At 52.7% G+C, this 26,177-nt stretch carries 27 protein-coding genes and 1 tRNA gene; 20 read left to right on the top strand and 8 right to left on the bottom strand.

Going from position 1 to position 26,177, the window contains the following annotated elements; translation table 11 throughout:
* Nucleotides 1-54 precede the first annotated feature (54 nt).
* Nucleotides 55-930, bottom strand: a complete 876-nt coding sequence (locus QT230_RS08930) for an AEC family transporter (protein WP_308321269.1) — start codon at nucleotides 928-930, stop codon at nucleotides 55-57.
* 79 nt (nucleotides 931-1,009) lie between these two features.
* Nucleotides 1,010-1,924, bottom strand: a complete 915-nt coding sequence (locus QT230_RS08925; RefSeq protein ID WP_308321268.1) for a LysR family transcriptional regulator — start codon at nucleotides 1,922-1,924, stop codon at nucleotides 1,010-1,012.
* A 204-nt stretch (nucleotides 1,925-2,128) separates the two neighbouring features.
* Between QT230_RS08925 and QT230_RS08920 the strand changes: the two genes are divergently transcribed.
* The gene (locus QT230_RS08920; protein WP_308321267.1) at nucleotides 2,129-4,087 is read left to right on the top strand and encodes a ligand-gated channel protein; all 1,959 of its coding nucleotides are present in this window, start codon (nucleotides 2,129-2,131) and stop codon (nucleotides 4,085-4,087) included.
* Between the two features lie 181 nt (nucleotides 4,088-4,268).
* Here QT230_RS08920 and QT230_RS08915 read toward each other — a convergent pair whose 3' ends face one another.
* Nucleotides 4,269-6,422 carry a TonB-dependent receptor domain-containing protein gene (locus QT230_RS08915; protein WP_308321266.1) on the bottom strand — a complete coding sequence of 718 codons (2,154 nt, stop codon included), beginning with the start codon at nucleotides 6,420-6,422 and terminating at the stop codon, nucleotides 4,269-4,271.
* Nucleotides 6,423-6,678: 256 nt separating this feature from the next.
* Between QT230_RS08915 and QT230_RS08910 the strand changes: the two genes are divergently transcribed.
* The 5 genes from QT230_RS08910 (at nucleotide 6,679) to QT230_RS08890 (ending at nucleotide 12,698) form a co-directional block, all read left to right on the top strand.
* Nucleotides 6,679-7,635 (top strand): ABC transporter substrate-binding protein, encoded by a 957-nt coding sequence (locus tag QT230_RS08910; RefSeq protein WP_374694449.1) that lies wholly within the window; start codon nucleotides 6,679-6,681, stop codon nucleotides 7,633-7,635.
* A 56-nt stretch (nucleotides 7,636-7,691) separates the two neighbouring features.
* Nucleotides 7,692-8,660 (top strand): iron ABC transporter permease, encoded by a 969-nt coding sequence (locus tag QT230_RS08905; RefSeq protein ID WP_308321407.1) that lies wholly within the window; start codon nucleotides 7,692-7,694, stop codon nucleotides 8,658-8,660.
* A gap of 68 nt (nucleotides 8,661-8,728) precedes the next feature.
* Entirely contained in the window at nucleotides 8,729-9,826 is a 1,098-nt protein-coding gene (locus tag QT230_RS08900; RefSeq protein ID WP_308321405.1) for an iron ABC transporter permease, read from the top strand.
* On the top strand, nucleotides 9,823-10,638 hold the full coding sequence (locus QT230_RS08895) for an ABC transporter ATP-binding protein (protein ID WP_308321265.1): 816 nt from the start codon (nucleotides 9,823-9,825) through the stop codon (nucleotides 10,636-10,638). Before QT230_RS08900 ends, QT230_RS08895 begins: the two co-directional genes overlap by 4 nt.
* A gap of 230 nt (nucleotides 10,639-10,868) precedes the next feature.
* Complete coding sequence (locus QT230_RS08890; protein ID WP_308321264.1) at nucleotides 10,869-12,698, top strand: ABC transporter ATP-binding protein; 1,830 nt, start codon at nucleotides 10,869-10,871, stop codon at nucleotides 12,696-12,698.
* A 17-nt stretch (nucleotides 12,699-12,715) separates the two neighbouring features.
* Here QT230_RS08890 and QT230_RS08885 read toward each other — a convergent pair whose 3' ends face one another.
* Nucleotides 12,716-13,291 carry a hypothetical protein gene (locus QT230_RS08885; protein WP_308321263.1) on the bottom strand — a complete coding sequence of 192 codons (576 nt, stop codon included), beginning with the start codon at nucleotides 13,289-13,291 and terminating at the stop codon, nucleotides 12,716-12,718.
* Between the two features lie 127 nt (nucleotides 13,292-13,418).
* Here QT230_RS08885 and QT230_RS08880 point away from each other — a divergent pair.
* The 4 genes from QT230_RS08880 to QT230_RS08865 all read left to right on the top strand — a co-directional run bounded on the left by QT230_RS08880 (nucleotide 13,419) and on the right by QT230_RS08865 (nucleotide 16,602).
* A tRNA-Ile gene (locus QT230_RS08880) sits at nucleotides 13,419-13,495 on the top strand.
* A gap of 97 nt (nucleotides 13,496-13,592) precedes the next feature.
* Nucleotides 13,593-14,654, top strand: a complete 1,062-nt coding sequence (locus QT230_RS08875; RefSeq protein ID WP_308321262.1) for a site-specific integrase — start codon at nucleotides 13,593-13,595, stop codon at nucleotides 14,652-14,654.
* A gap of 204 nt (nucleotides 14,655-14,858) precedes the next feature.
* Nucleotides 14,859-15,503, top strand: coding sequence for a hypothetical protein (locus QT230_RS08870; protein ID WP_308321261.1), 645 nt, complete (start codon nucleotides 14,859-14,861; stop codon nucleotides 15,501-15,503).
* Complete coding sequence (locus tag QT230_RS08865; RefSeq protein WP_308321260.1) at nucleotides 15,469-16,602, top strand: XRE family transcriptional regulator; 1,134 nt, start codon at nucleotides 15,469-15,471, stop codon at nucleotides 16,600-16,602. The genes QT230_RS08870 and QT230_RS08865 overlap by 35 nt, the downstream gene beginning before the upstream one ends.
* A gap of 194 nt (nucleotides 16,603-16,796) precedes the next feature.
* Here QT230_RS08865 and QT230_RS08860 read toward each other — a convergent pair whose 3' ends face one another.
* A complete protein-coding gene (locus QT230_RS08860) occupies nucleotides 16,797-16,967 on the bottom strand; it encodes a hypothetical protein (protein WP_308321259.1) in 171 nt (56 codons plus the stop codon).
* Between the two features lie 298 nt (nucleotides 16,968-17,265).
* On the opposite strand from QT230_RS08860, the gene QT230_RS08855 reads away from it, so the two are divergent.
* The 10 genes from QT230_RS08855 (at nucleotide 17,266) to QT230_RS08810 (ending at nucleotide 22,625) form a co-directional block, all read left to right on the top strand.
* Nucleotides 17,266-17,511 carry a plasmid-related protein gene (locus tag QT230_RS08855; protein ID WP_308321258.1) on the top strand — a complete coding sequence of 82 codons (246 nt, stop codon included), beginning with the start codon at nucleotides 17,266-17,268 and terminating at the stop codon, nucleotides 17,509-17,511.
* Between the two features lie 67 nt (nucleotides 17,512-17,578).
* Nucleotides 17,579-18,682, top strand: coding sequence for a hypothetical protein (locus QT230_RS08850; protein WP_308321257.1), 1,104 nt, complete (start codon nucleotides 17,579-17,581; stop codon nucleotides 18,680-18,682).
* 55 nt (nucleotides 18,683-18,737) lie between these two features.
* Nucleotides 18,738-19,067 carry a hypothetical protein gene (locus tag QT230_RS08845; RefSeq protein ID WP_308321256.1) on the top strand — a complete coding sequence of 110 codons (330 nt, stop codon included), beginning with the start codon at nucleotides 18,738-18,740 and terminating at the stop codon, nucleotides 19,065-19,067.
* 44 nt (nucleotides 19,068-19,111) lie between these two features.
* Entirely contained in the window at nucleotides 19,112-19,690 is a 579-nt protein-coding gene (locus tag QT230_RS08840) for a type IV secretion system protein (RefSeq protein WP_308321255.1), read from the top strand.
* Nucleotides 19,691-19,699: 9 nt separating this feature from the next.
* The gene (locus tag QT230_RS08835) at nucleotides 19,700-19,963 is read left to right on the top strand and encodes an EexN family lipoprotein (protein ID WP_308321254.1); all 264 of its coding nucleotides are present in this window, start codon (nucleotides 19,700-19,702) and stop codon (nucleotides 19,961-19,963) included.
* Nucleotides 19,964-19,972: 9 nt separating this feature from the next.
* The gene (locus tag QT230_RS08830; RefSeq protein ID WP_308321253.1) at nucleotides 19,973-20,980 is read left to right on the top strand and encodes a type IV secretion system protein; all 1,008 of its coding nucleotides are present in this window, start codon (nucleotides 19,973-19,975) and stop codon (nucleotides 20,978-20,980) included.
* A gap of 4 nt (nucleotides 20,981-20,984) precedes the next feature.
* Nucleotides 20,985-21,272: a hypothetical protein gene (locus QT230_RS08825; RefSeq protein ID WP_308321252.1), complete on the top strand. Its 288-nt coding sequence runs from the start codon at nucleotides 20,985-20,987 to the stop codon at nucleotides 21,270-21,272.
* A complete protein-coding gene (locus QT230_RS08820; protein ID WP_308321251.1) occupies nucleotides 21,269-21,457 on the top strand; it encodes a hypothetical protein in 189 nt (62 codons plus the stop codon). The genes QT230_RS08825 and QT230_RS08820 overlap by 4 nt, the downstream gene beginning before the upstream one ends.
* Before the next feature lie 314 nt (nucleotides 21,458-21,771).
* Nucleotides 21,772-22,302 (top strand): hypothetical protein, encoded by a 531-nt coding sequence (locus QT230_RS08815; protein ID WP_308321249.1) that lies wholly within the window; start codon nucleotides 21,772-21,774, stop codon nucleotides 22,300-22,302.
* A gap of 14 nt (nucleotides 22,303-22,316) precedes the next feature.
* Nucleotides 22,317-22,625, top strand: a complete 309-nt coding sequence (locus QT230_RS08810) for a hypothetical protein (RefSeq protein WP_308321248.1) — start codon at nucleotides 22,317-22,319, stop codon at nucleotides 22,623-22,625.
* Nucleotides 22,626-22,700: 75 nt separating this feature from the next.
* On the opposite strand, the gene QT230_RS08805 is transcribed toward QT230_RS08810, so the two are convergent.
* The 3 genes from QT230_RS08805 to QT230_RS08795 all read right to left on the bottom strand — a co-directional run bounded on the left by QT230_RS08805 (nucleotide 22,701) and on the right by QT230_RS08795 (nucleotide 26,175).
* A complete protein-coding gene (locus QT230_RS08805; protein WP_308321247.1) occupies nucleotides 22,701-22,961 on the bottom strand; it encodes a hypothetical protein in 261 nt (86 codons plus the stop codon).
* 222 nt (nucleotides 22,962-23,183) lie between these two features.
* Nucleotides 23,184-23,423, bottom strand: coding sequence for a hypothetical protein (locus tag QT230_RS08800; RefSeq protein ID WP_308321246.1), 240 nt, complete (start codon nucleotides 23,421-23,423; stop codon nucleotides 23,184-23,186).
* Between the two features lie 97 nt (nucleotides 23,424-23,520).
* The gene (locus tag QT230_RS08795; RefSeq protein WP_308321245.1) at nucleotides 23,521-26,175 is read right to left on the bottom strand and encodes a DEAD/DEAH box helicase family protein; all 2,655 of its coding nucleotides are present in this window, start codon (nucleotides 26,173-26,175) and stop codon (nucleotides 23,521-23,523) included.
* Between the last annotated feature and the right edge of the window lie 2 nt (nucleotides 26,176-26,177).

Here is a 26,177-nt window from a genome sequence, read left to right as displayed (position 1 = left end):
GCATCCTTGCCAGTAGTCTAGCAGTGACCCTATCGCCGCGCGGGGGTTCAACTATTATATGAGCAGGGCAAGTAGCACGGGCAGGTAAAACAGCGCTAACAACGTTGAGCAGAAGACCAAACTGGCAACATAGACGGGTTCGCGTTGGGCACGCTGAGCAAAGAGATAATTGAAGACCGCCACCGGCATACACATTTGCAGCACTAAAATGCTTTGCGCCAGAGGAGGAAGTCCCACCCAGCCAGCGATTAGCCAGGCGACAACAGCGGCGAGAGGCACTCGCACCAGGCTAAATCCAAGCCCTGAACGCAGATTCTTCACCTGGATGCTGGCTAGCGATACGCCCAGGGTAATGAGCATAAGCGGTACCGTGAAACCGGACATCAAGTCCACCGTATTTGCCAACCAGGGCGGCAGAGCAGTGTCTGTCAACAGTAACGCCATGGAAATGGCAATGGCGTAAACTGTGGGCGTTTTTACAAGGGTTTTGAGCGGGTTGCCCTGACTATTAAGCACCGCGCCTAAAGTGAACTGAAACAGCGAGACGGTCACCATCACGGTGATGCCGTAGGCAAACCCGGCACTACCAAAGGCGTAAAGCACCACGGGTAAGCCCATGTTGCCGGTGTTGGGGTACATCATGGGCGCAAGCAGTACCCGCCAACTGCGGCGCAGCAGTTTCGCCACTCCAAAGGTAGCCGCCCCCATGGTGAGAATGACCAGCGCGGCGGCTAGCATCGTCTGGCCAAAGGTGGTGGCATCAATATCGGCACCCGCCAGCGACGCCAATACCAGCGAGGGCGTACCAATGTTAAATACCAAACGGGTAATGAAGTCGACCGGGTAGGGGTGGCCTAGGCGTACCCACAAGTAGCCGAGCCCTGCACCCGCCAGCACGGGCGCCATGACAGCAAAGAGTTCGGCGAGCATTTACAGTCCTTGGCTAATCGGTAGCCGCTTATTGTCGTTAATAAGCGGGCTAACTGGCAAGGTAAACACTCGAATTAACTTACACAGTGGCGGGTGAGGTGCGCCACGGTGCGGGTACTTGGCTACGTAAAAACTCTAGTAGCGCGTGGGTGCGACGTGTCTGGTGGCCGTAAGCATAGAGCAGCGTGATAGGGAGTGGCACTGGCTCCCAGCCGGGTAGGCAGTTGATTAATTCTCCCGGGTGATGCTGTTCTCGTTTAGCGGTTAACCAGTGTGAAAGCAAGCCGATGCCCTGGCTGCGCGCAATGGCGTCAATGTGCAGCGTAGTGATATCCACACGCAGCCGTGAATGGGGTGGGTTAAAGGTGTATTGACCATGCTCTGAATGAGTGAGCAGCAGGCCGTCAGAGGCCGTGCCCAGCAGGTCGATCCAGGCGTGTTGGTTCAACTCATTCGGATGGTGGGGCGTGCCAGCAGCGGCCAAATAGCGAGGGCTGGCATAAAGTCCGCGGGATAGGTGGCCCAAGCGCTCCTGATTTAGCCCGCACTCGTGAGTGGGCCCAAGCCAGACATGCACGCTATTGCTATGCATTTTAGTGGGCGGTGTTTCCCGGGTGTGTAGCGTTAGCTCTACCTTAGGGTGGCGATTTAAGAACGCATCAATCGCACTGGCTAACCAGCTGCGCGCCAGGGCGCCGTGCACTTCAAGGGTAATTTCGCCGCTAATCTCCTCACGCAGTTCAGCCAGTGCCTCCTGGCTATGAGCCGCCATCGCTAAAAGCTCGGTGCAGTAGTTATGAAACAGCAGCCCCGCCTCGGTGGGAATTAAGCGGTTGGCCTGGCGGCGCAGCAGCGGCTGGTTAAGCCGGGTTTCAAGCTGGCTGATGCGGCGACTCAGGGTCGATTTGGCTAGCCCGAGCTTTTGCGCGCTGCGTGTCAAACTGCCCGTGGTCATCACATCGGCAAAGGCGGTCAGTTCGTCAAAGTCATACATGGTCAGGCCCACGGGAAAAGGGTGAGCGCGAATTGTGCCATTTTTTGGTGCGAATAAAAATAATAGGCATTTGTGTTCCGGTATGTTGAACGTACCGTCTCACCCAAGAGTGCAAAGAGTGTGTAAAAATATTAATGCTAATAATTCGCATTTAATAGAGCGAATACTCATCCACACTGCCTACATACTATGAAGGACGAAGTTATGTCTCCCTGTTTGCGCCGTACGCTGTTGGCCAGCGCCATCTCTTCGCTTGCCAGTAGCGCTCTATGGGCACAAGAAACACCCCGCTTAGACGATATGGTGGTAACCGCGTCAGGTTTTGAGCAGAAGGTTACCAATGCGCCTGCCTCTATCAGCGTGGTTTCCCGCGAGGAGTTAGAGCGGGGGCACTATCAGAGTGTTATCGATGCGCTGCGCGATGTGCCCGGTGTGATTGTCACTGGTGGGGGCGCGGGGGATAACGGCGAGGATATCTCAATTCGCGGCATGCCCTCCCAGTACACGCTGATATTGGTCGATGGTCGCCCGCAGAATTCCCGAGAATCCCGGCCCAATGGCGATGCCGGATTTGAGCAAGACTGGCTGCCGCCGCTACAGGCTATTGAGCGTATTGAAGTAGTGCGTGGGCCGATGTCGACGCTCTACGGCTCTGACGCCATTGGCGGGGTCATCAATGTGATAACCCGCAAGGTGGCTCAGCAGTGGCACGGCAATGTGCAACTCGATACCGTGCTCCAGGAAAACAGCGACTCCGGCGATAGCCGTCAGGCCAACTTTTATCTCAGCGGCCCGCTGGTAGGCGACCGCTTAGGGCTTCAGCTATACGGACGCACCTCTCAGCGTGACGAAGACACTATTCTTAACGGCTACGAAGATAAAAGCCTGCAAAGTCTTACAGCACGGCTAAGCCTGGCGGCGACGGAGCATCACGACTTTACGCTTGAAGCCGGCATTACGGAGCAAGACCGGCAGTCGCTAATGGGTAAATCCGCGCCATCAGAGGGCTGTCACAGGGGCTGCTCCGATAGCTTTAATGAGTTTACCCACCAGCATGTCGCTGTGACCCATAGTGGTCGCTTCGAGTGGGGCACCAGCGAAACCTATCTGCAGCGTGAAAGTAGCGAAAACAAATCGCGGGATATTGAAATCACCAACACCACCGCTAAAACCAGCGCGGTCATCCCGCTAGGGATGCATATGCTGACGGTAGGCGCGAGCTACGAGGAAGAGGCGCTTGACGATACTACGACGAACAAAATATCCGACCGCAAAGAAATTGAGAACAGTCAATGGGCCCTCTTTGTAGAAGATGAGTGGATGCTCACCGATTCTTGGGCACTGACCGGCGGTTTGCGTATTGATGACGACGATAACTACGGCAGCCACCTCAGCCCGCGCCTTTACAGCGTGTGGAATATGACGCCTGACTGGACGTTGAAAGGCGGTGTCTCGACCGGCTACCGTGCGCCCAACCTGCGTGAGATCACTCCCGACTGGGGGCAGGTCAGTCGTGGCGGCAATGTCTACGGCAATCCTGATCTTGAGCCAGAGACCTCGCTCAATAAAGAGCTGGCTCTGCTTTATGCCAACGACACTGGCTTGAGCGGCAGCGTCACGCTGTTCCATAACGACTTTGACGATAAAATTACCCGCATTGCTTGCCCCATCGATATCTGTACGGATGGCGCTAACGATTATGGCAACGATCCTACCTATCGCGTGAACGTTGATGAAGCGGTGACCCAGGGCGTCGAGGCGAGTGTGGCTGCGCCGCTAACTGATACCGTTGCTCTAACGGCCAGCTACACCTATACCGATAGCGAGCAAAAAAGTGGTGAGTATGCAGGCGAGCCATTAACACAACTGCCTAAGCACCAGGTATCCGCTTCGTTAGATTGGCAAGTCTCTGCCAAGTTGAGTCAATGGACAAAAGTCACCTACCGTGGCGAAGAGAGCCAACCGACTACCGGCCCTTCAAACCGTGATATTGTGGCTCCTTCCTACACCTTTGTAGATGCAGGCGTTGGCTACCAGCTAAATGAAACGACACAACTGAATGCGGGGATCTACAACCTGTTCGACGAAACGATCAACTACGACGAGTACGGCTATGTAGAAGATGGCCGTCGAGTTTGGTTAGGCCTCAACGTTGCCTTCTAAGCGCTAGTTTCCTGTTATAAACGCAACACAGCAGCGGCTATCCAGCGATAGCCGCTTTTTTTCGCTGCTAAGGAAAAAGGGAAGGGGGCAGGACGCGGAAACAAAAAAAGCCCCAGCGCATGGCCGGGGCAGAAAGAGAACATCGAAACAGAACATCGAAACAGTAGCGAGCTGAAACCGATTAGAACTCGTAGCGGGCGGAGAGCCACAGGCGGCGACCCTCTTCGCTATTGGCGTAGCGGTTGCCATAGCTGGTGACTAGGTCGCCATCACGGTTGCGAGATTCGTACCCTTGGTAGTCGACAAAATCTTTGTCAAACAGGTTGTAGATAGTCGCGCTCAGATTAAGCTGATCGGTGACCGCGTAATTACCGCCCAAGTGAAACAGTGAGTAGGCTTTAAAGTCGCCCAGGTCATCAAACGAGGGCGCGCCGCGCACGCTCTCGCGGTTGCGGTAGCGCTCGCTGCGGTACTCTGCTGAGAGCCAGGTATCCAGCTTTGCCGTTGCCTGCCAGCGCAGGGTGGCGTTAATGGCGTGTTCCGGGGTGTCGGTCAGCGGCTCGCCCTTGTTATCGCCACTCTTCTGCTCGCTATCGGTATAGGTGTAGTTAGCGTTGACGCGCCAATCGGGCGCGAACTGATAGCTGGTGGAAAGTTCAATTCCCTGGGTAATCGCCTCGTCGACGTTGACCTGTTGGCTGTACAGGCCGTCAGGAATCAGCGGGTCGTTTTCCACCAGAATATCGCTGCCGCTGGCAATCTTGTCGTCAAACTGGTTGTGGAACAGCGTGGCGCTGGCAGTGAAGCCTTGTTGGTTATCGTAATGGGCGCCGATCTCGCTGCTGGTGCTGGTTTCAGGCTCAAGACCGGGGTTACCAATAGTCAGTATCGTGCCCTGGCCCGTCACACCGTTAATGCCGTCATGTAGATCATTAAGCGACGGCGTTTTGTAGCCACGGCTTACGCCACCTTTTAATGTCCAGTTGGGCGTCGTATTCCACACCAAGTAGCCGCGCGGGCTAAACTGGCTGCCAAAGGCGTCATGGTGATCGTAGCGACCGCCCAGGGTTAGCGCTAAATCGTCGCGCAGCAGCCACTCATCTTCGGCAAACAGCGACCAGGTGGTCTGCTCAAAGGTCTCACCGGCCAAGCCATCGTCAAGCTCTGCATCCCACCACTGCATTCCCACGGTGGCGATATGATTGTCTAACGGCATGATGAATTTGCTGTCGAGCACGGTATTGGTGGTTTCCAACTCTCGCGGGGCTCCGCCGACAATGCCAGGGAAGCCCTCATAAGCGACGCCCATATCGCCAGGGATCGTGCGACCCTTGGTTTCGGTGGTGTTTCGCATCAGGCTCGATTCCAAGGTGCCCGAGGCAAAGCGTCCGGTATGGCCAACGGCGATTTGCTCGCGCTCAAAACGGAGTTCGTCCGAATAGCCGGTAGCGCTGCCGGGGTCGGGTGCACAGCTACGGGTGCGGCCATCCAGGGTGCCTAGTTGGCACTCATCGTTGTCGTAGCGCTGGCGGCTGACTTCACCGTCAAGCCACAGGTCATGGCTTTCAGTGGGTGTCCAGGTTAGCTTGCCACCCAGGCTGTAAGTATCGCCTTCCACTGGGCTGGGGCCGCGCTGGTCGACTTCAATCGGGTCGCCGTTGTTGTCGGTATAGGTAAGCTCGGAAGCGTCGCGCTCATAAATCCGCCCACGCAGTTGAATGCCCAGGGTATCTTCAATCAGCGGGCCACTGGTGTAGAGGTTGATCTCGCGACGATCGCCAAAATCGCGATCCTCGTTAAAGGTGTTTTCGACCCCAACAGAGCCTGTCCACTCACGGCCCACCCGGCGGGTAATAATATTGATGACACCGCCCATGGCATCAGAGCCATATAGCGTCGACATCGGCCCACGAATCACCTCAATACGCTCAATGCTGGAAATAGGCGGAAAGAAGCTGGTGGAGGTTTCGCCAAAGCCATTGGGGGTGACGCTGCCCGCCGCATTTTGGCGGCGGCCATCGATCAGGATCAGCGTATAGTCGCTGGGCATGCCACGGATACTAATGTTACGCCCGCCGGTTTTGCCCACCTCGCCACCCACATCGATCCCTTCAACGTTACGCAGTGCGTCGGCGATGCTTGTCACCCGCGTACGTTCCAACTCTTCACGAGAGATCACCGAGATACTGGCAGGCGCGTCGACCATTGCCTGCTCAAACCCGCTGGCTGAGACAACGATGTTGTCCAATTGCTGATTTTCTTGGGCGGAGGCGGCGCCTGCAGAAATAGCTAGCGTAACGGCGCTAGCGAGAACAGAGCGTGTAAAGCGTGGCATGTCATTCCTCTCGGTGACGATAATTATTAGCTAATGATATTGATTGTTAAATAGAGGCGGGAGTCTAAAAAGAAAAGTTCCCAAACGCGAGGGGATAATTAAGGAACGTTACGTTGCGTAAACTGAAACAGAAGCGTGGCGTAGGGTGTGGTGTTAGGGTTGCATAAAGTGGAACACGCTATTCCAAGGAATAGTAGTGCAAGTGTTTTTGAGAATCGTTACTATCTCTTTGAATTTACCGCGCCGAGAGAAATATATGCTGGTCACAACGAAATCGATCCACGCCATGCTAGGCACTTCTTTGCGTAAAGGTGTGGTTGCCGCGCTTCTCAGTTCATTGATAGCAGGTGCTGCTCAAGCACGCACGCTGGATACCGCGTTTGGCGACGTAGACGTGGAGGGGACACCTGAGCGTGTCGTGACCCTATACGAAGGCGCGCTAGATGCCGCTCTTGCCGCCGGTATTACGCCTCTGGGCGCGGTGACCACTCGGGGTGGCGATAATGTGGCTGAGTATGTGGAAGCGCATTTAGGTGAAGAACGTCCTGCGATTATGGGCGTGGTTCGCGAGATTAATATTGAAGCCGTGCTGGCGCAGGAGCCTGATCTGATTCTGGCACCGGCTAAGCTCTCGGACGAACAGTATCAACTGCTGTCACGCATTGCGCCTACCATCGTGCCTCACACTCAGAAACTTGCTCCGGATAACTGGGAGGCTGAAGCGCGTCTTTACGGTCAAGCGTTAAACCGTGAAGAAGCCATTGAAGACGCCATTGCCTCGGTAGATCAACGCACAGCAGAACTGGCTGAAGCGCTAGCCAATGCCGACGTCAGCGGCAGCGCCTTTTTAGTCCGCTGGATGCCGGGTGGCCCGATGGTAATGTCGGAAAACCTGATTGCCACGGGTCTGCTGGAGCGGGTTGGCCTGGATGTGCAAGGTGCGGATCTGATCGGTGAGCGCGGCGTACACAGCGATGTGCTCAGCCTGGAAAACCTTGCTGAGATAGACGGTGACTGGCTTTTCCTGGCCACCCTCAACGAAGATGGTCAGCAGGCCTTGGACGCCGCTAAACAAAGCCCTGCTTTCACTCGCCTCAATGTGGTTCAGCAAGAGCAGGTGGTGCCAGTGAATGGCCAACTGTGGAGTAGTGCCAATGGCCCGCTGGCCGCCCAAGCGATTCTTGATGATATAGAGGCGGCGCTGTTGCCGTGACGGTTCCTCGTTTTGCAACGCCTAGTGTCACCAGGCGTTCCAGCCCTCGTACGTTAATGATGCTACTACTCACCGCCCTTGTGGCGGTGAGTGGCGTTAGTTTATTGATTGGCGCAGGGAGTGTCGGCCCACTGCGGGTATTGGCGCTACTAGGCGGCGCCCATGATAGTGAGGCGAGTTTTATCGTCTGGGAACTGCGCGCCCCGCGTACTTTAATCGGCATTGCGGTAGGCATGGCATTAGGCGTTGCCGGGGCGCTGCTGCAAGCGGTGGCCCGCAATCCCCTGGCCGAACCAGGCTTGCTAGGGGTTAGCGCGGGGGCGGCGTTTGCCGTGGCGCTGGCCCTGGTGCTGGGTGCCAGCGCCGCCACTCTGCGTATTTCAGTCGCGCAGCTCGGTGCCTTGGTGGGCTGTGTGTGCGTCTTAAGCGTGGCGCGCTTTCGCGGTGTGGGTAACGACCCTATCCGGCTCGTGCTCGCTGGAGCAGCGTTTTCGGGTCTGCTGGCATCATTAACTTCGTTGCTGCTGCTTTACGACCAGCGTGCCGCTGACGAAATTCGTTTCTGGGTCATTGGCAGCGTGGCTGGCCGCCGCTTAAACGACTTGTTCGCTGTGTTGCCGAGTATGCTGGTGGCATCGGTTGTTGTGGCGCTGATCGCCCGGCCATTAGCCGCGCTGGCGTTAGGCGAGAGAGTTGCTTCTGGTTTAGGCCACCACCCCAACCTTATCCGTTGGTTGGTCGTGGCCTGTGTGGCATTGCTGGTGGGTGCTGCCACCGCTATCGCCGGGCCAATTGCTTTTGTTGGCTTGGTGGTGCCGTTTGTGGCTCGTGCGTTCGCAGGGCCGGATATTCGCCGCACGCTGCTGTTTTGCCTGCCCATCGGGCCGTTGATGGTACTCGCCGCCGATATCATCTCCCGCGTAGTGGTGGCGCCTTCAGAACTACCCCTGGGCGTGCTCACGGCGTTATGTGGCGCCCCCGTTTTAGTAGCGGTTGTACGTGCGCGCCGCTTACCGATGTTATGAGTGGGTTTATGAAAAGCGTATCAAGGCCTTCTTCATCAATGACGGGCTCAACGGGTAAATCTGCTGCCATGCCTTTCTCTTATGCTACCCAAGCGGTCTCGGGAGAAAACGGCAGCGTATCGCCGCCTCAAGGGTACTGGCGCTTAGCCTGGCGACATCAACGGGGTGCGTACAGCGTCCTGTTTGAACAGCGAGCGGTGGTGGTCAACCTGGGTCTATTGGGCGCGCTGCTGGTTGCCAGCGTTATCTATCTAAGCCTCGGTAGCGTTAAAGTCGCTCCCGTTGCAGTGCTGCAGGCGCTGTTGGGCAATGCGGATATGATGGCGACCTTTGTCGTGCAAGAGCTACGCCTGCCACGTTTAGCCGCTGCCTGCAGCACTGGGGCGGCCTTCGCATTAGCGGGCATTCTAATGCAGACTCTGGCCCGCAATCGCCTGGCAACGCCCGGGATTATCGGCATTGATAATGGCGCGACGGCGTTTGCGGTGGCCTCCATAGTGGGTGTCGGCTTTTCCATCGCGCCGCCTGCCATGGCGTTAGCCGGGGCAACCACCGCAGCGGTACTCACTTTCGGGCTAGCCGCGGGCAGCGGTACCCAGGGCTATCGCTTTATCGTCGCGGGGATTGGCGTGGGCGCGGTGTTTGGCGCGGTGACGCAACTGATGCTGGCGCGAGTCGCCATTGACACCGCCAATGCCGCCTACCCATGGACGGTGGGGTCGCTCAATGCTCGCCCCAGCGGCGCACTTCAATTACTGATGTTGGGCTTGGCGGTAGGGCTTGCGACCGCACTGGCGCTGGCTCGCTCGCTCACGCTACTGCGTTTTAAAGATGCCACCGCTAGCGGGTTAGGGATTAACGTCAAACGGCGCCGGTTGGAAGTGTTGCTACTGTCTGTTGCGCTAACCGGGCTGGCCGTTGCAGTGGCTGGCCCGGTGGGCATGGTGGGGTTGATTGGCCCCGAGATTGCCCGGTCACTGTCGAGCTCCCGTAGCGTGCCGGTTTTGGCGGCAACGCTGGCGGGGGCGTTGGTCATGGTGCTCGCCGACTTGGCTGGGCGTACGCTGCTGGCGCCTATCGAGATTCCGGTGGGTATCGTTACCGCCGTGGTCGGCGGGCCTTGGTTACTTTGGATATTAATGCGTCCCCAACGGAGTTTTACATGAGCCAATCCCCGGCGTCGCCAATTCCCTCTCTGGCTACCCAGGCACTGGGCATGAGCTATGGCTCACGGCAGGTGATTGATGGTTTGGATATCAGCCTGCCAAGCGGTCAAGTCACCGCTATTGTGGGTCCCAACGGTTGTGGGAAATCGACATTATTGGCTGGGCTGGCGCGGTTACATAAACCTGATAGTGGCGCGGTATTACTGGATGGCGCCGATATTCAGCGCCTGCCCACCCGTCACTTGGCTACCCATCTGGCGCTACTGCCCCAGGAGGCCGTCGCGCCGGAAGGGCTCACCGTGACCGAGCTAATCCGTTTTGGTCGCCAGCCCCACCAGGGCTGGCTGCGCCAGTGGTCAGCAGAAGACCAGCGTGTGGTGCAGCACGCGCTGGCGGCGGCAGGGCTTGAGCAACTCGCGGATAGGCCGATTGATGCGCTCTCCGGCGGGCAGCGGCAACGCGCCTGGATTGCCATGACCATCGCCCAACAAACCCCGCTGTTGTTGCTGGATGAACCCACCTCTGCGCTGGATCTTGGCCATCAGATTGAAGTGTTCGAGTTGGTGCGCGATTTGGCCTGTCATGGCCGCACCGTGGTGATGGTGCTGCACGATCTTGCCAGCGCCTGCCGCTATGCTGACCATCTCATCGCCATGCGCGAAGGGCAGATTGTAGCGGAAGGGCCGCCCGCTCAGGTGGTGACGCCTGATCTGGTGCGAACGCTCTATCAAGTAGAGTGCACGTTGTTGCTGGACCCCGATACCGGCAGCCCGCTGCTGGCCAATGTGCGACGCAGCACGGCACCCGCTTAACCCCCCACGCATTAACGCGTTGAGCCCGAGCATTGAATTCATTACGCTAGCGTCTACCTAGGCTTTGTACGAAAAGTCGGCGAGCGAAGGTCAGGCAAGGCAAAAAACGGCGAAAAAGCGGAGTTTACGGGGTGTAAATGAGCATTTTGAGCCGTTTTTTAACGCAGCATGGCCGAGCGCAGGCAGTTTTCGTACTAAGCCTAGTTGGCCTACAACAATCTCAGTAAGGAATGCTCGTGGCTCCTTCCCCGCCCCGTTCTAAGAATCAGAGCTTTCAAGCCCTGGTGCGGCTACTCCGCTACGCCAAAGGCTATCGGCGGCGCATTATAGCCGCCACTACCTGTTCAGTGATCAACAAGCTGTTTGATATTGCCCCGGAAATTTTGATTGGTGTGGCCATCGATGTCGTGGTCAACCAAGAGCAGAGCTTTGTGGCCAGCCTGGGGTTTGAAACGCCCCAACAGCAGATCACCATGCTAGCAGTGCTGACGTTTGTTATCTGGGCAGGGGAGTCACTGTTTGAGTACCTGTTCCAAATTCTGTGGCGCAACTTAGCCCAACGCTTACAAGCGGATATGCGCCAGGATACCTACGAGCACGCCCAACGACTGGATATGGCGTTTTTCGAGTCAAAAAGCTCTGGCCAGTTGGTGGCCACCATGAACGATGACGTTAACCAGCTTGAGCGTTTTCTGGACGGCGGGGCGAATGCGATTATTCAGGTGGTGGTCACCGTAGTGACGGTAGGCGTGGTCTTCTTCGTGCTTTCGCCACTGATTGCGCTGCTGGCGTTTACGCCGATTCCGCTGATCATTTGGGGGGCGTTCTTTTTCCAGCGTAAAGCCGGGCCACTGTATAGCGATGTGCGTGAAAAAGTCGGTGATTTGGCCAGCCGGTTATCCAACAACCTCAGCGGCATTGCGACGATTAAAAGCTTTACCAGCGAAGACCGCGAGGCCGAGCGCCTGCGCGATGCCAGCGAAGCCTACGTAGATGCCAACAGAAGGGCGATCAAGGTGAGCTCCGCGTTTATTCCGGTCATCCGCATGGCGATTTTGGCCGGTTTTCTTGCCACCTTTACCGTGGGCGGCATGATGGCGCTCAACGGCTCGCTGAACGTGGGCGCTTACGGCGTGCTGGTGTTTTTGACCCAACGCCTGCTCTGGCCGCTGACCGGCCTGGCCCAGGTGATCGACCTGTTCGAGCGCGCCATGGCCAGCACGCGGCGCATCCTCGACCTGCTCGAAGTGCCGATTACGGTAAAAGACGACAGCACCACACCTCTCACTCAGCCAGTGCGCGGCGAAGTAACGGTTGATAATGTCAGTTTTCACTATGCCACTAGCGGCGTTGGGGTTGATGGTATTCACCTGCAGGTACCCGCAGGCAATACCCTGGCGCTGGTGGGGGCGACAGGGTCGGGCAAATCCACTCTGATCAAACTGCTGCTGCGCTTTTACGACCCCGAAAACGGCCGCGTGCTCATTGATGGGCAGCCCATCACCGAAGTGAGTATGAACTCACTGCGTCAATCGATTGGCCTGGTTAGTCAGGATGTTTACCTGTTTGAAGGCAGTATTCGCGACAATATCGCCTACGGCAAGCCGGACGCCGACGAAGCCGCGATTATCGACGCCGCCAAAACCGCCGAAGCGTGGAGCTTTATCGAAACGCTGCCCCAAGGTTTGGACACCCCGGTAGGTGAGCGGGGCGTGCGGCTTTCCGGCGGCCAACGCCAGCGGCTTTCACTGGCCAGGGCGCTGCTTAAAGACCCGCCTATCTTAGTGCTGGATGAAGCCACCAGCGCGGTGGACAACGAAACCGAAGCGGCTATTCAGCGCTCGCTAAAACGTATCGCCCATGGTCGTACGGTGATTATGATTGCCCACCGGCTTTCCACCATCGTGCACGCCGATGAAATCGTGGTGATCGAAAAAGGCCAGGTGGCCGAGCGCGGCAGCCACTCAAGCCTGTTAGCAGCTAATGGCCACTATGCCGCCCAGTGGCGGGTGCAAACCGGTGAGGCCCAGGTGGGGGATATGGAAGTACTCAGTCGTTAATCTTTAGCGGTTCTCTACTACCGATTAACTAACAGCGCATTAAGGGTGACGGGCACATGCTCGTCAATCTCTTGATAGCCCAGCAGCGACATCACGGTACGTACCGTGCTGTTGGCCATCAGCGCTCTGCCATCCATCGCCATGGGCTCGGCGTGGGTCACGCGTATCTCGTTCAAGCCTTCACGGGTAAACCGCAGTGGCACGGATTCCTGCTGGTTAACCATGTCGGACTGCACGCTAAACGTCAGCGTTTCAACCAGCGATTCACCAATATCCAAACCGTCTAACCGCTCTGGGGGCATTTGTGCCTCCAGCGTCACCAAGGTGGTGTTCGCCAGCAAGCCTATCCACGGCGGAAGCTCGCCAAAGCGCTCCAGTACATCCGTTTGGCTAAGCTTTAACGGCAAGCGCAGCGTGCCATCGCTCGAGATATCGCCCTGCAGGTCGCGCACCTGATGGTGGTGGGTTTGCGGCGCCTCGCCGTTGAGCTGGGTAATCGACGCCTGCACCCGGGACTGGGCCGGGTCAAGCTGCCAGTCCGCCTGCACGGGCAGTACCAACAATAAAGGAACTAGAGCAATCAATGCTTTCACAGCGCGTCTCCGCATAAAGAACTACTCACCAGACTGCCCAATCCACATAAAGTGCCGTAATGACATCAAGATAGCGCAATGGGGCTAGCCTCACACCGCCACATTCGCTATGATATGCACGCTTTTCGGGCCTATAGCTCAGTTGGTTAGAGCAGGGGACTCATAATCCCTTGGTCGTAGGTTCAAGTCCTACTGGGCCCACCATTAAAATCAGTAGCTTAGCAATTATCTCTGGTGAGTCCCCTAGTCCAAGGGTACAGTTTCGGTACAGTGCCGATCTTTCAGACCCTGGAGATTTTTTGTGGCCACCATCGTCAAGACCCCTTCTGCAACTTGGAAAGCCGTCATCCGCAAGTCGGGTTGGCCCACCACCGCAAAGACCTTCCGCACCAAACGTGACGCCCAAGATTGGGCACGCCGCACTGAAGACGAAATGGTGCGTGGTGTTTATATCCAGCGCAGCGCCTCGGAGCGCGTGACGCTCGAAGCAGCACTCAAGCGCTACCTCGCGGACGTTACCCCTACCAAGAAGCCCAGCAGCCAGAAAAGCGAACGCCTCAAGGCAAATACGCTCATTGAGCATCTAGGTAAATATTCTCTAGCAGCTCTTACGCCAGAACTGGTCGCCAACTACCGTGACAAGCGTTTAAACAGTGTGGGGCGCCGAGGGGAGCTAATCAGCCCCAACACCGTGCGCTTAGAGCTTGCTCTACTTGGCCACCTCTTCACCGTGGCTATCCAGGAGTGGGGGCTGGGCCTGACGTATAACCCTGTTCAGAATATACGCAAACCGAGCCCAGGTGAGGGCCGGAGTAGACGTCTTAACTCCGAGGAAGAGAAGCGGCTGTTCGCCGTGTTACGTCAGCACAGCAACCCTATGCTTGCCTGGATCGCCAGAATCGCTCTGGAGACGGGTATGCGCTCGTCTGAGATCTTGACCCTCACTCGCAGCCAGGTAGACATTAAACGCCGCCTGGTGCGCCTTACAGACACCAAAAACAACGAAGCCCGCCTTGTGCCCCTAACGCAAGCCGCGACAGAGGTGTTCAAGCAAGCCCTGAATAACCCAGTGCGCCCACTTGATTGCAACCTGGTATTTTTCGGTGAGCCTGGCAAAGAAGGCAAACGAGGCCCTTACGTCTATACCAAGGTTTGGAATCAAGCCAAAAAGAAGGCAGGGCTTGATGACTTTCGTTTCCATGACCTACGCCATGAAGCTGTTAGCCGGTTAGTAGAAGCCGGGCTATCTGATCAGGAGGTCGCTGCGATCAGTGGACATAAATCGATGCAGATGCTTAGGCGGTATACACATCTGAGGACCGAGGATTTAGTCATGAAACTAGACCGGGTAGGTCTAGCTTAAATTGATGTGAGTTGAGTCAGAAGTAAGGTGGTTTTAAGTCAGCTAAGGGCGTAGCCAAGCCGTATAAGCCCAATTTAAATAGCAAGTGAGAATACGGGAAAGCACGATTGAGCGAATGTAAAATTTGCCAAGGTGCCGCCTGCTTGACAAAAGTGAGAAAAAGCACAATTATATGCTTTACAAATTCCAGATTGGGAACACTTTGTGATGAAACAGCCTTGCCACCCAGCAGAAATTGATCCTGAATTGACTGAACCGCGCTTAAATGAGCTAGCTAGGCATATGCTTGATGTTTTTTCTCTTGCTCTTGATCAAACCAAGCATCCATTAGACGACGCTTATACGCAAGGAAGCCGTTGCTGGGCTTGGCTCCGGAATTCGTTACTTCAAGAAGGCGAAAGCCGGTTCCCTTGGTTACAGATTGTACATCATGGGAATGATATTCAATTTAGCATTGGTAATTCAGTGTTCCGGTTCTTCTGTGACGATCCAGAAAGACCAAGAAAACACTATGCAACCGCATTAACCGATGCAGAATCTTTGACCACTAACTTGCTGCTTTTTGATGAAGACTCTCTTAGCCAGACAGCGGGGCTGTGGAGGTTTTTTATTAGAAAAGCTATGAACGACGAGGATGAGCATTCCCTTTATTGCATAAACTATCAACTTGGCTCCAAGGTCATTAATGCTAAATGGCAGTTTAATGCTAGCGTGAATACATTTGTTAGCACTACAGCTGATATTCCTGAAGCAGCTAAACTACCAGATCACGAGCTTGGCCCCAGAACGAATGTCGCCGAAGCAGGTGAGGACGATGGAACAGTCGAAGACAACAATGGCTCAGTTTGAAGGAAGCAAACTTAGACTCGCGAGACATTATTGGGGTAAAACACTTGGCCAAATAGCAGAGGATATAGATAAGTCCAGACAGTATGTTTCCCAGCTGGAAACTGGGAAAGCTGCAAATACAGTTTCTCAAGATGTTCTAGAGCGCTTGGCGTATTCTCTCAATGTCACTACCGGCTTTTTTTATGCACCAGCAAGCTCAGCGTTGACGGAAGACCAAGCTCACTTTAGAAGTTTAGCATCGACCAAAGTCAGTACCAAACTTAAGGTATTGGCTCGGGGCACTTTATTTGATCAGCTTGCCCGTTTCATTGATGAGCGTGTAGCTCTCCCTGAAGTTAATTTTCCCGATTTTTCAGGAGCCTGCACCACAGAAGAGATCGAACGCGCTGCTGAAAAAACACGCCATCATTGGGGATTAGGCCTTGGCCCAATCGATAATATGGTTAAAGTTGTGGAGCACGCTGGTGCTTTGGTAACTTTTTTTAATGATGCTTCCCAGGAGGTAGATGCTTTATCTATTCCCTCAGTAAGGCCGGTCATTGTAAGAAATGATGCTAAAGAAAGCCCTTTTAGGCAGCGTTTTGATATAGCTCACGAAATGGCACATTTGATTTTACATGAAGGAATAGTGACAGGAGATCGAAAGACAGAAACGGAGGCTAATAGGTTGAGCTCAGCCTTTCTTCTTCCTCGTTCTACTTTTATGAAAATATTTAAGACTCGTGGTCGTACTCTAGATTGGCAATGTATAATTGATATAAAAATGACCTTTGGTGTGTCGAAAGCAGCAGTTCTTTATAGGGCAAAGGTGCTCGGTTTAATTGATGAGCGTCAATATAAGAGTGGTGTGATTTTTTTAAAAAATACTCGCCAGAGTAAAAGGGAAGATGAGGATGGGGATGTAGCGAGGGAACGCGCAGGTTTGCTTCCGAAATCTTTTGATGTGCTGTTGAAATATCATGGCTTAGATTTTAATAATGTTGCAAATGCTCTTAATGTAAAGCCGGAGCTTCTTAAAGAGATAATTCCTGATGCTGTTGATCCTAAAATTATAAACAATAAATTTTCTCATCAAAGAGCGCACCTAAGGCTTGTATGATTAGATATTTTTGAAGGCCACCATTCGGTGGCCTTTTTAGTAAAAAGTGCTCGTATTTTGGGTTTTGGTTAATGTTCTAGTTGTTACCATCACCTCATTATTTTTGATTTTTATTTTCCTAGGGAAGGTTTGTATATTTTGTAGATGCTGAATAATAAATTAATGCATTTTTTATAAAAAATGATATGAAGTGGCTATATTAACTTGTTGAGGTGTTTACCACTAGACTGATGTTGGCAAAACTGCATCGCCACCATCGCCACCATCGCCACCATCGCCACCATCGCCACCATCGCCACCATCGCCACCATCGCCACCATCGCCACCATCGCCACCATCGCCACCATCGCCACCATCGCCACCATCGCCACCGCGATGTATGTAGATTGTGATTTCTTTAAATCATTTCCTAATATGTATAGTTCTGTAGATTATTTGTATATTTATCATTTGGTTAGATGATTTATTATTTGGTTAGATATTTTCTTATTTGTTTGGATGCCTCATTATTATATAGATTGATAATCAATGTTTGCTACTTTGATTTTCAATCTATGATGTTTTGAAGATCGCTTTTATGTTGCCGCTATCCATGGTTGTTGAGTTTTAAATAGCTTAGGTTAACACTAACTTCATTGATCCCAGGTTAATGGAGGTTTAGCTATGAATGTTGAAGATTATATGGTGGAAAGATTCGGTCTCTTAATGAGCATAACTGACTTGGCTGACCTGCTAGGTCGTTCGCCTGATGGAGTGAGGGTTTCCTTATACACCGACACTGAAGTCTCCCGTAAGCTTAAACCAACAATGGTAAAAGTGGGCAGGCGCGTCTATTTTCGCACTCTTCAGGTTAAAGAAGCCCTGAGTTTAGATCATGTTAGAAAATCGCCTAGCCTTTCTTCTGAGTGAATGCGTCTTTTTCTGTTGTTAAAGATATCAACTGTTTACAAGCTAGCGTTTGAGTAAAGGGCAGTATATGACGCACATCACTCCTTCAATTGTTAAAAAAAGGTTAGGTAGAGTAATAGCCTATAATACTGCTTTTTCATTTCTTCCCGGCGTTTCAGTCCCTGGGGCAGTATTTCTTAGTCAGGTTGCTTATTGGAGCAAAAACTCTACATCGGAAAGTCGGGATGGATGGTTCTATAAGAAACAGTGTGGTGATGATAGTTGGGAGGATGAAACAGGTCTATCGCTAAAACAGCAAGTAAGCGCTAGAGCTGCACTAGTAGAGCTTGGTATTTTAGAAGAAAGAAGAAGAGATGTTCCCGCTAAACTATGGTACCGCGTTAATTATGACCGTTTGCTGGAATTACAAGAAAATAGCTTACCTTTTAAGAGTAAGAATAAGAAATGCGGCTCATCTGTAATTGAAAGTATCGTTGGTAGGCTGATTGCCTATTATCCTGATTTCACATTGCTTCCAGGAATATCAGTTACTGGCGCAGTTTTCCTTAGCCAAGCATTTTACTGGAGTGACAATATCACAGCTAAGAGTCGAGGGGGGTGGTTCTATAAAAAACAACGAGGGGAAGATAGCTGGGAATCAGAGACAGGATTATCCCCAAAGCAACAAGCAAACGCTAGGAAATCGTTAGCCAAACTCGGCATCCTAAAAGAAGAAAGGATAGGTGTCCCAGCTATTGTGTGGTATCGCGTCGATTGTGAACGTTTATTAGAACTGCTAGTGGAGCACGTAGAGCTTAAAAACTCCTCCAAGAACCGTAGTAGCCAGTTTCACCCTTTGGGAGAATCTGACTTGCCTTTGGGAGAATCTGACTTGCCTTATAGCCAATCTGATAAGCCGAATAGTACATTCCAGAATCGCCAAAAGGGAAAATCTATTACAGAGAATACGTCTAAGATTACAGCAAGAAAAAATCGCAGAACTGCTAAAGGCGATCAGCCAGAAGTAGACAATCTTCAGCAGAGGCGCGCCGCAGCACTTCAGCGAAGCGAGCAAATAGCAGATAACAATGCCAAGCGGTACGGCGATACTACGGCCGGTGAACCAGCAATGGTTGGGATACGAAAAGGCATGCGAAAAGGCATTAATAAAAGAAATGTCGGGGTAGGGTGAAATGACTGTATGGCGTTATTCAGGTTGACTCTAACCATTCAAATAGGGGGTAACTATGGCTGATAGTCAGAACACCATGCACGCTTTAACTAACAGCAGCTTGTCTTGGTTGTGTCGATCACATGCTGTTGAACAGCACGCTATCCAGAGTGAGATTAAAACTCTGGTGATTATCGCGAACTACGCCTGTGATTTTCTGACTGAAGGGCTTCAAGCACTTCCTGAAGACTTTTTTACCTGCATAGAAGAGATGAAAGAGGTGATGGAGTCTATCGACTTGAGAAGCCTGGATTTTGAAAAACGAGTAATCACACTCAAAAGGACGAAACGCCGTCTGGAAGCTAAGGCTTCCCTCCACAATCGAAATAAGGAAATCCCTGAATGAATATAAAAATTTCGTGCGCACGAAAAATAGCGAGTGTCATTTTCATGACCGGTTTTAGCTTCTCGTCGCCCTCCATGGCGGCAGGTATTCCTGTTATCGACACAACCAGCATTGCTCAGCAAATTTTGCAGGTCGAGCACATGCTTACTCAAATCAAAAGTCTCCAAGATCAGTTGGACAACATGAGCGGCTCGCGGGGTCTGGCTGCCGTGATCGACTCGGTGTATGACACTACGGTGGATGTTGAACCAAACGAGGTGCTGAGTGACGCCGGTATCCGAGATTCAGGTGAACATGGGCTATCTGGCGATATAGCTGAAGTCTACGACTTGAGTAATGAAAACTCTGCTACTTGGCTAGGCCAGTCGCAAAAGTCACTGGAACAGGCTCAGCAACGTTTTCATGCGCTTTCAGGCCTGATTGCCAAAGTTAATAACAGTCCGGATCAAAAAGACATTTTGGATCTTCAGGCCCGTATCGGCGCCGAAGAAGTCATGCTGCAAAATGAAATAGCCAAGCTGACCATGCTTCGTTCGCAGGCTGAGGCCAACCGGGCAATGCACAATCAGCGCGTTCAGCAGATGGCCATCGAGTCATCTGGTGAACCCCGCGACATCTGGTAAGGAGGCCCCATGAGTATTAGGAAGTTTTCGTGCGCACGAAATTTTGTGGTTGTCGCGCTGGCTAGCGTCGTGCTGACCGGTTGCCTTGTCGACACCCCGGAAATCGAGCCGATTCAGACTGTGGACTGGTATCAGGCCCACGACGACGAACGCAAGGACACACTGGAAATATGCGCGAACAACCCCGGCGAGTTGAAAGATGACTCTAATTGCATCAATGCCAGGGAAGCCGAGCGAATGCTGTCCAGTGGCGAACCTCGCAATATCTGGTAAGGAGGGCTTATGGATCTGTTTCAAGGGGCCTTCGAACTCGTCGAAAATGCCCTGGATACCTATATATCCAGCACCGTTGGGGATGTGATCGCATACATCGCACCGATCTTCACTAGCATGATGATCCTCTGGATTGCCATCTGGGGCTACATGATGATGTTTGGAAAGGTCAGTGAGCCATTGCAGGAGGGTGTTTTTCGCATTATTCGCATCGGCTTCATCATGACACTGGGCCTGACAGTCGGCACCTATATGGATCTTATCGTTGATGTGTTGGCTCATGGCCCGGAGAAAATTGCAGCTGTTGTAACCGGCACACCTGCAGGCAGCATGGCCAGTATTATGGATGAACTCTTTTCTCGGGTATTCGAGATAGCAGATCGTGCCTGGGGTAAGGCTGGCGTGATGAACGGTAATTTTGGGTTGTACCTGATTGCTCTAGCGATTCTTGCTGCAGGTGGCGCTGTGGCCTTTATCGTGGCGTTCCTTATCTTGCTGAGCAAGATCATGACTACGCTGCTATTGGGCATCGGCCCTCTGTTTATCATTGGCCTTCTATTCAACTCCACGCAGCGGTGGTTCGAGAGTTGGTTGGGCCAATTGATGAATTTTGGAATGATCTTGGTGCTGGCCGCTGCTGGTGGACGATTGGTTCTCGAATTCTGTGATTTATTCTTAGTCAGGATGATGGCAGGTGGTGGTGACCTGACCACCATGTGGGATGCTGCTGTCTTTGTTGTGTTCTTTGGACTGTGTTTCTTGTTCCTCAAGCAGGTGCCTGCCATGGCGTCAGCGCTTGGCGGTGGTATCGCGCTGGCAACGCAAGGTGCTCTTGGATCAGCCATGAATGCTATGCGGCCTTCAACAATCCGGCGTCAATATCGTGGCGTCCAGCGTGACGCTCGCCTCGCTGGCTCAGCAGCGGCAGCTCCGGCGAAAGGGGTTTACAAGGCCGGTAGGGCTGCCCAGAGAGCCTATCAGAAGCGCTTCAGCACCAACACAATTACGGGAGGTTGAAACCATGAAAACTAAATGGATCGACACCTGGCGTGACAGCTTGGCGCGAGTAAAGCGAGGCGGCGAGCTGGGGCTCTCTGGCCTATTACTAGTAGTGGGCATCCTGCTGTCTGTGGCGTTGCTACCCGAACTGCCTGGTTTGGTTAGGGGCACTCTTGCTGGCGATGGCGAGGCTGCTCGTACTCTGTTTGTGTGTGTAGCCGGCATTGCCGTGTGTATGCTCCAGTGGCGATGGCGCACAGCGGTATACCCGCAGCTCCGGCGTGATACATCACAGAAGAATACACCATGAGCTACCGCCGTTTGACACCCGAGGAGATCGAGGACTTGCGTGCCGAAATGCGTGCCACCGGCCAGTGGATGAAAGCTGAGCTGGCCAAGCGTCGACGGGAGCATGGAGAGGCAAATCCGGATGAGACAAGTGCCTCCCCTATTACTAATGGCGAAGTTTCCCGATCAGCCCCAGGCGACGAATAGGTGTGAGACAGGTCCATGCTTATTACTAATGAAGAAGCCTTCAGCCCTGGCAGCATAGCCTGAATTTCTTATGTAAGAAGTGCCGTGGTGCTGATAGGGAAGGTTAGTGCCAGAGGGATTTATGGGTCATGCACAGCTATTGATTAGGCGTGAGCCTCCCGCCCACTGGCATCTAGCAAATTTCGTGCGTACGAAATCCACCGCTGATTTTGGGGCTAGGGGGGCTAGGGCAGGATTCGCAAAGTGGTAGCAAACGTACCCGTCGTGCTGGCATTTGGTACCAAATTGAAAATTAACGATGAGTAGGAATCACAATGAGCGAGCAAGAAGTAGTGAAAACCAGACTAACGCCAGACGAAAAAGAGGCTTGGCAGCGTTTATGCCAAGTATCAGGCCGGTCAGAATCCGATGTATTAAGAGAGATGATTCAACGTGTCTGTGGAGAGAGTATCGCCGAAGAAGGACATGACATCGTTCGGGGGCCCAAGTCATGCAAGATAACAATTCGACTCACACAGCATGAGCGCCTCTTGATTGAGGAGCGGGCAGAGTATGAAGGCTTTCGAAATCGTACTCGCTGGGCGTCAGCGCTTATAAGAGCAACGTTGCTTCGAGAGCCTGTCATGAATGAGGAGGAGCGTTCAGCTTTGCTCAATGCATCCTTTACTCTATCTGACCTGGCTGAAAATTCAGGAGGCACTGTCCTTGGCATAAATCGATTGCGCATTAAAGATCAGGATCGTGAGCAGATGCGCATTGAAGAGCTTCAGAAACGGGTCAGAGAGCTTCACGATAAAGTGATGGCCCTGGTAGCAGGCAGCAAGAAGCGCTGGAACTTAAACTGAGTGAGAGGATGTGGATGCCTCATTACAGCTTCAAAATTGATTCTCTATCGCCTGAAGATGGTTATGGCTGGGTGCTACGTTACTTTCAGGATGATGTTGAAATACCTGGCTATGATATCTTTTCAGCACCTGCAGGCGTAGCCTGGATGATTCAACAAGAGTTTGAGAATGCTAAGTTTACTGGCGAGCTATGGGTTAAGAAGATGGCCTCAGATCACTTAAATACGATGGGGAACCCATCCCGGTATGAGCCAGGTACTGAGCAGATGAAATTGTGGCTTAATATAGCTGATGAAGCGGACGCCAAAATTCGCCATAGGTAGCGAACCATTCAAAGTGTGATGCAATGGTGACAGCCGTTAAGGAACGTAGCACAGGTCAGAGCTTATGCAACCTGTTCAGAGAGGGCCTGCTTTTTGGATGTTACCTTGTCTATCAAGCCCGTAGACGCTACCTCCGGCTCGTTGTATCTCTTGCAATGCACGAACGTCGGAGCCGTCCAGATCCTCCAATGACTGCCACAACATCCGAGCATGGGCCTGCTGTTGCTCGGGCGATAATTCATTCACTGGAATTTTACCCTCAAGAGCCATGTTCACTGTTCGAGTATTCAGTGAATCGGTTACTGAGTTAAGTCCGTTTTGATTATCGGTTGGCATACCATTGACCTCCGGTTGGCTTTGGTAGGGAACGCTTGCTGAAGTTCTTGTTGGAAAAGCGCCGTATGGCTATTCGGGCCAGTTTCTCGTTTTCTCATCAACTATCCCAAAGTTTATACCAGCCTCGCTGTCAATTCATGCAATCCATAGATACGAAGGGACACAGAGAGGTTGTTCGTATCGATATGATCAAAGAGCAGCTGGAGACCAGATTATTAAAAATCATCCACTTATTTTATTAACATGGGATACCAAACCAGCCCATTTGCCTGGATAGACTTTTTGAGCGATGTCTTGGAAAAGGCACTCTGCTAGTTGTTCCATACCTTGCTCTGAACCGAATATGCCAATGTAATACTCGGCTGTTTCTTCAAGCTTAGAGCGTGCCCGGGCACGCATTTCTTGTGTTACTTCAACCCTTAAGTTAAGAAGCTCCGTGTCGGTCATCTTTTCTAAATACATAGCTTCCTCTTTATACGGTGCTTTAAGTTATTGCGGGTGACTAAGGCTCTCTGCGTACGTTGTGCGTTCTGAACAAAAGCATCTTAGCCACCCAGTATTAGGACTTCTTTAAAGCTTCAGATACAGTTTGCTTCCAGTCCTTTTCCATTATCATCTGGAAACTAACTGAGTCCCCTTGCTCTTCAAGATCCAGCTGGCCAACTTCTGCGGTTATATCGGCATACTGAGTCAGAAGCTCAAATAATTTACGCTTGTACTCAGTATCGTCATTACCTTTCAGGTGGTCGCCCTTGGTTTCAAGTATCGAGAACCGGAATTTTCCATTTTCGGTGCCATGCACGCATGCTAGCAGGTCGGGGTAGACACGGTGACGTTGCCAGCCCTGCAAGCCGTAGGAGCGCTGGTTAACTGCAATACGGTGCCACCAGTAAACACATTGACTTTCGTCCAGGTACCAAGCTGTGTTCTTTTCCAGGTCATTGAATTCCTTCTGATAGACTTTCTCAAAAAGATTCTTTTCCAGCGGCTCGCCATTCTTTCGGTAAAGCAACGGATCAACATCAGATACGTCGATTTCCAGCGTCTCGGCAATTTTCCAGTTCAAAGCTGGGTCATTTGAGGACACCAGCCGAAGGGCAATCTCGCCGCTTTCCAGCTTGGCGAGGAACATTGATTCTGCCATGGCGTTCACCTGCCCACGCAAGTCCGCCTTCATGGCTTGCACCAAGTCCAGTCGATTGACATAAATCTGTTCATCGGTGACATCCTTGGCTCGCAAGGCGGCCAGGGTTTCATCTAACAAGCGCATCCCCTGCCAGGGATTGGGAACCACGTCTAGCAACTGGCGCACCAGATAGGAGGTGTCCAGCCCTTCCTCTGGTATTACGTCGATATCTTCCTGCTCTAGATCAAATACTGCCTGTTCGCCATCTTTTGCTTTCCGGTCGAGGCTAATGCGAGCCACTGTACGTTGCAGCTTGTCATTGTCCATAGAGGCCTTATCGGCGGCCAGGAATTGCAAGGCTTCCCAGTCCAGGGCGCCTAGCACATCCCGCTCATAATCTAGGGGACGATAGCCATCTGGGGTGTCGCCATCCTGATGCAAAACACGCGGTAGAAAGATTGGTGGCATCCCGGCAAATTTAGCATTCCGGTTGATAACTTCCCGGCGCATATTGCTGGCCTGCCCACTGCTCGCATCGAACGCTTTTACACTGGAGGCTAAGTCGGCCATGCCCTCATCTTCCAGCCCCCGCCGTACGCCATTGACGGCCTCTGTAACATCTTGATCGAAGGTGTATACGTAACACTCGTCTAGCGCTTCTAAACCAGTTGCTTGAGCATGAGGTTGTCGCAATACTCGACCAATCATTTGGGTCAGTGCTGTGGTAGCGGTAGTACGTGAAAGAACCGTTAACACATAGGCAAAAGGGCAGTCCCAGCCTTCACGCAATGCATCCTTAGTGATGATGAAGCGTACCTGAGAAGTGGGGGATAGCAGGTCTTCGTCAGCGAGTTCATCATCGCTGGAGGTCTTAAGACGAATATATTCTTCCTTCACCCCTAGCTGGTCGCGCAGATATTCGCGGGCATCCTCAGCATGAACAAAACCGGCATCGCGTTGTTCCTTACCGGTTCGCTCCACACGAACCAGTACAATAGGGCGAATATAACGACCGGAGTCGTTCTGGAACGCAAGCCCAGCTTGTTCCAGCTCTTGCTGTTTAACATGGGCCAAAGATAGTGTGTGCTTCCAGCCGCCCTTACCTTCATTGATTACATTGATTGGCAGCTTGATCATTTCCTCGTCTTTGAGATCCGCCCCCGGTACATTCACCAGCACATTGGATTGGTGTCTGCCATTAGTATTTGGAGTTGCGGACAGCTCGAGGATAAAGCGGGGGTTAAAGCCTGCTAGAGTATCGCGGGCAGTATCGGAATAGGCCTTATGGCCCTCGTCGATGACTACCACCGGGCGAACTAGCCGTAGCACATTCCCTAGACTTTGCTTGACGGAGACTGAGCCTGGCACTATACCATCGCCATATCCCAGGTCAGCAAGATCATTCTGATCCAGGTTTGGCACCTGTTGCACCAGAGCTTCAATGGCCTCATTGTCATCTTCTAACGGAAAAAATGAGGTGAATCGTCCACTGTCGCGAAACAGTCGTAGCGTTTCCTTCGACTTACGAGCCGCAGAAGGCAACATCAGAAGCATGACGCACAGTTGCCCCTCAATATTCATGCGGGTAAAAGCATCCCCTTTCTCCAGTAGTTTCACCCTCCCGCCAGAAGCACGCTCTAGCATTTGCCGGTAGGGGTGTTCCCTGTTTGCCAGCTGCTTCCAGGTTTGCCGATAAATCGCTTCGGAAGGCACTACCCAAAGCACCAAACCCGTTTGACGTTTGAAATAATCGGTTTGTACCCGCTCTAGCGCAGCCGTCGCTAGTAGTGTTTTACCACCTCCGGTGGGCAGTTTCAGGCAGATATTAGGAATCGACAGCCCTAGACCGTCATGGCGTGACAGGTAGGGAGCCACCACGGGATTGCCATTCTGGTACAGGTAGGGCAATAAGCGCTCAGTATTAAGTTGATCCCAGGTCTCCCGGCAATAATCACCCAAGAGAGCAGCTTTGCCTTTGTTCTTTTGAAATTCAACGAAATCTTTCGCCTCTTCCAGTTGTTCGGCCAGAACCGTGAGGTAACGATCCAGCTTGCCGAGTACTCCTTGCTGGTATTCCTTCAGTTCCATGC

The sequence above is a fragment of the Halomonas sp. SpR8 genome (assembly GCF_031010195.1).
In the GTDB taxonomy this organism is placed as follows: domain Bacteria; phylum Pseudomonadota; class Gammaproteobacteria; order Pseudomonadales; family Halomonadaceae; genus Vreelandella.
The sequence above is the reverse complement of the archived record's forward strand: the minus strand, read 5'-3'. Positions and strand labels throughout refer to the sequence as shown.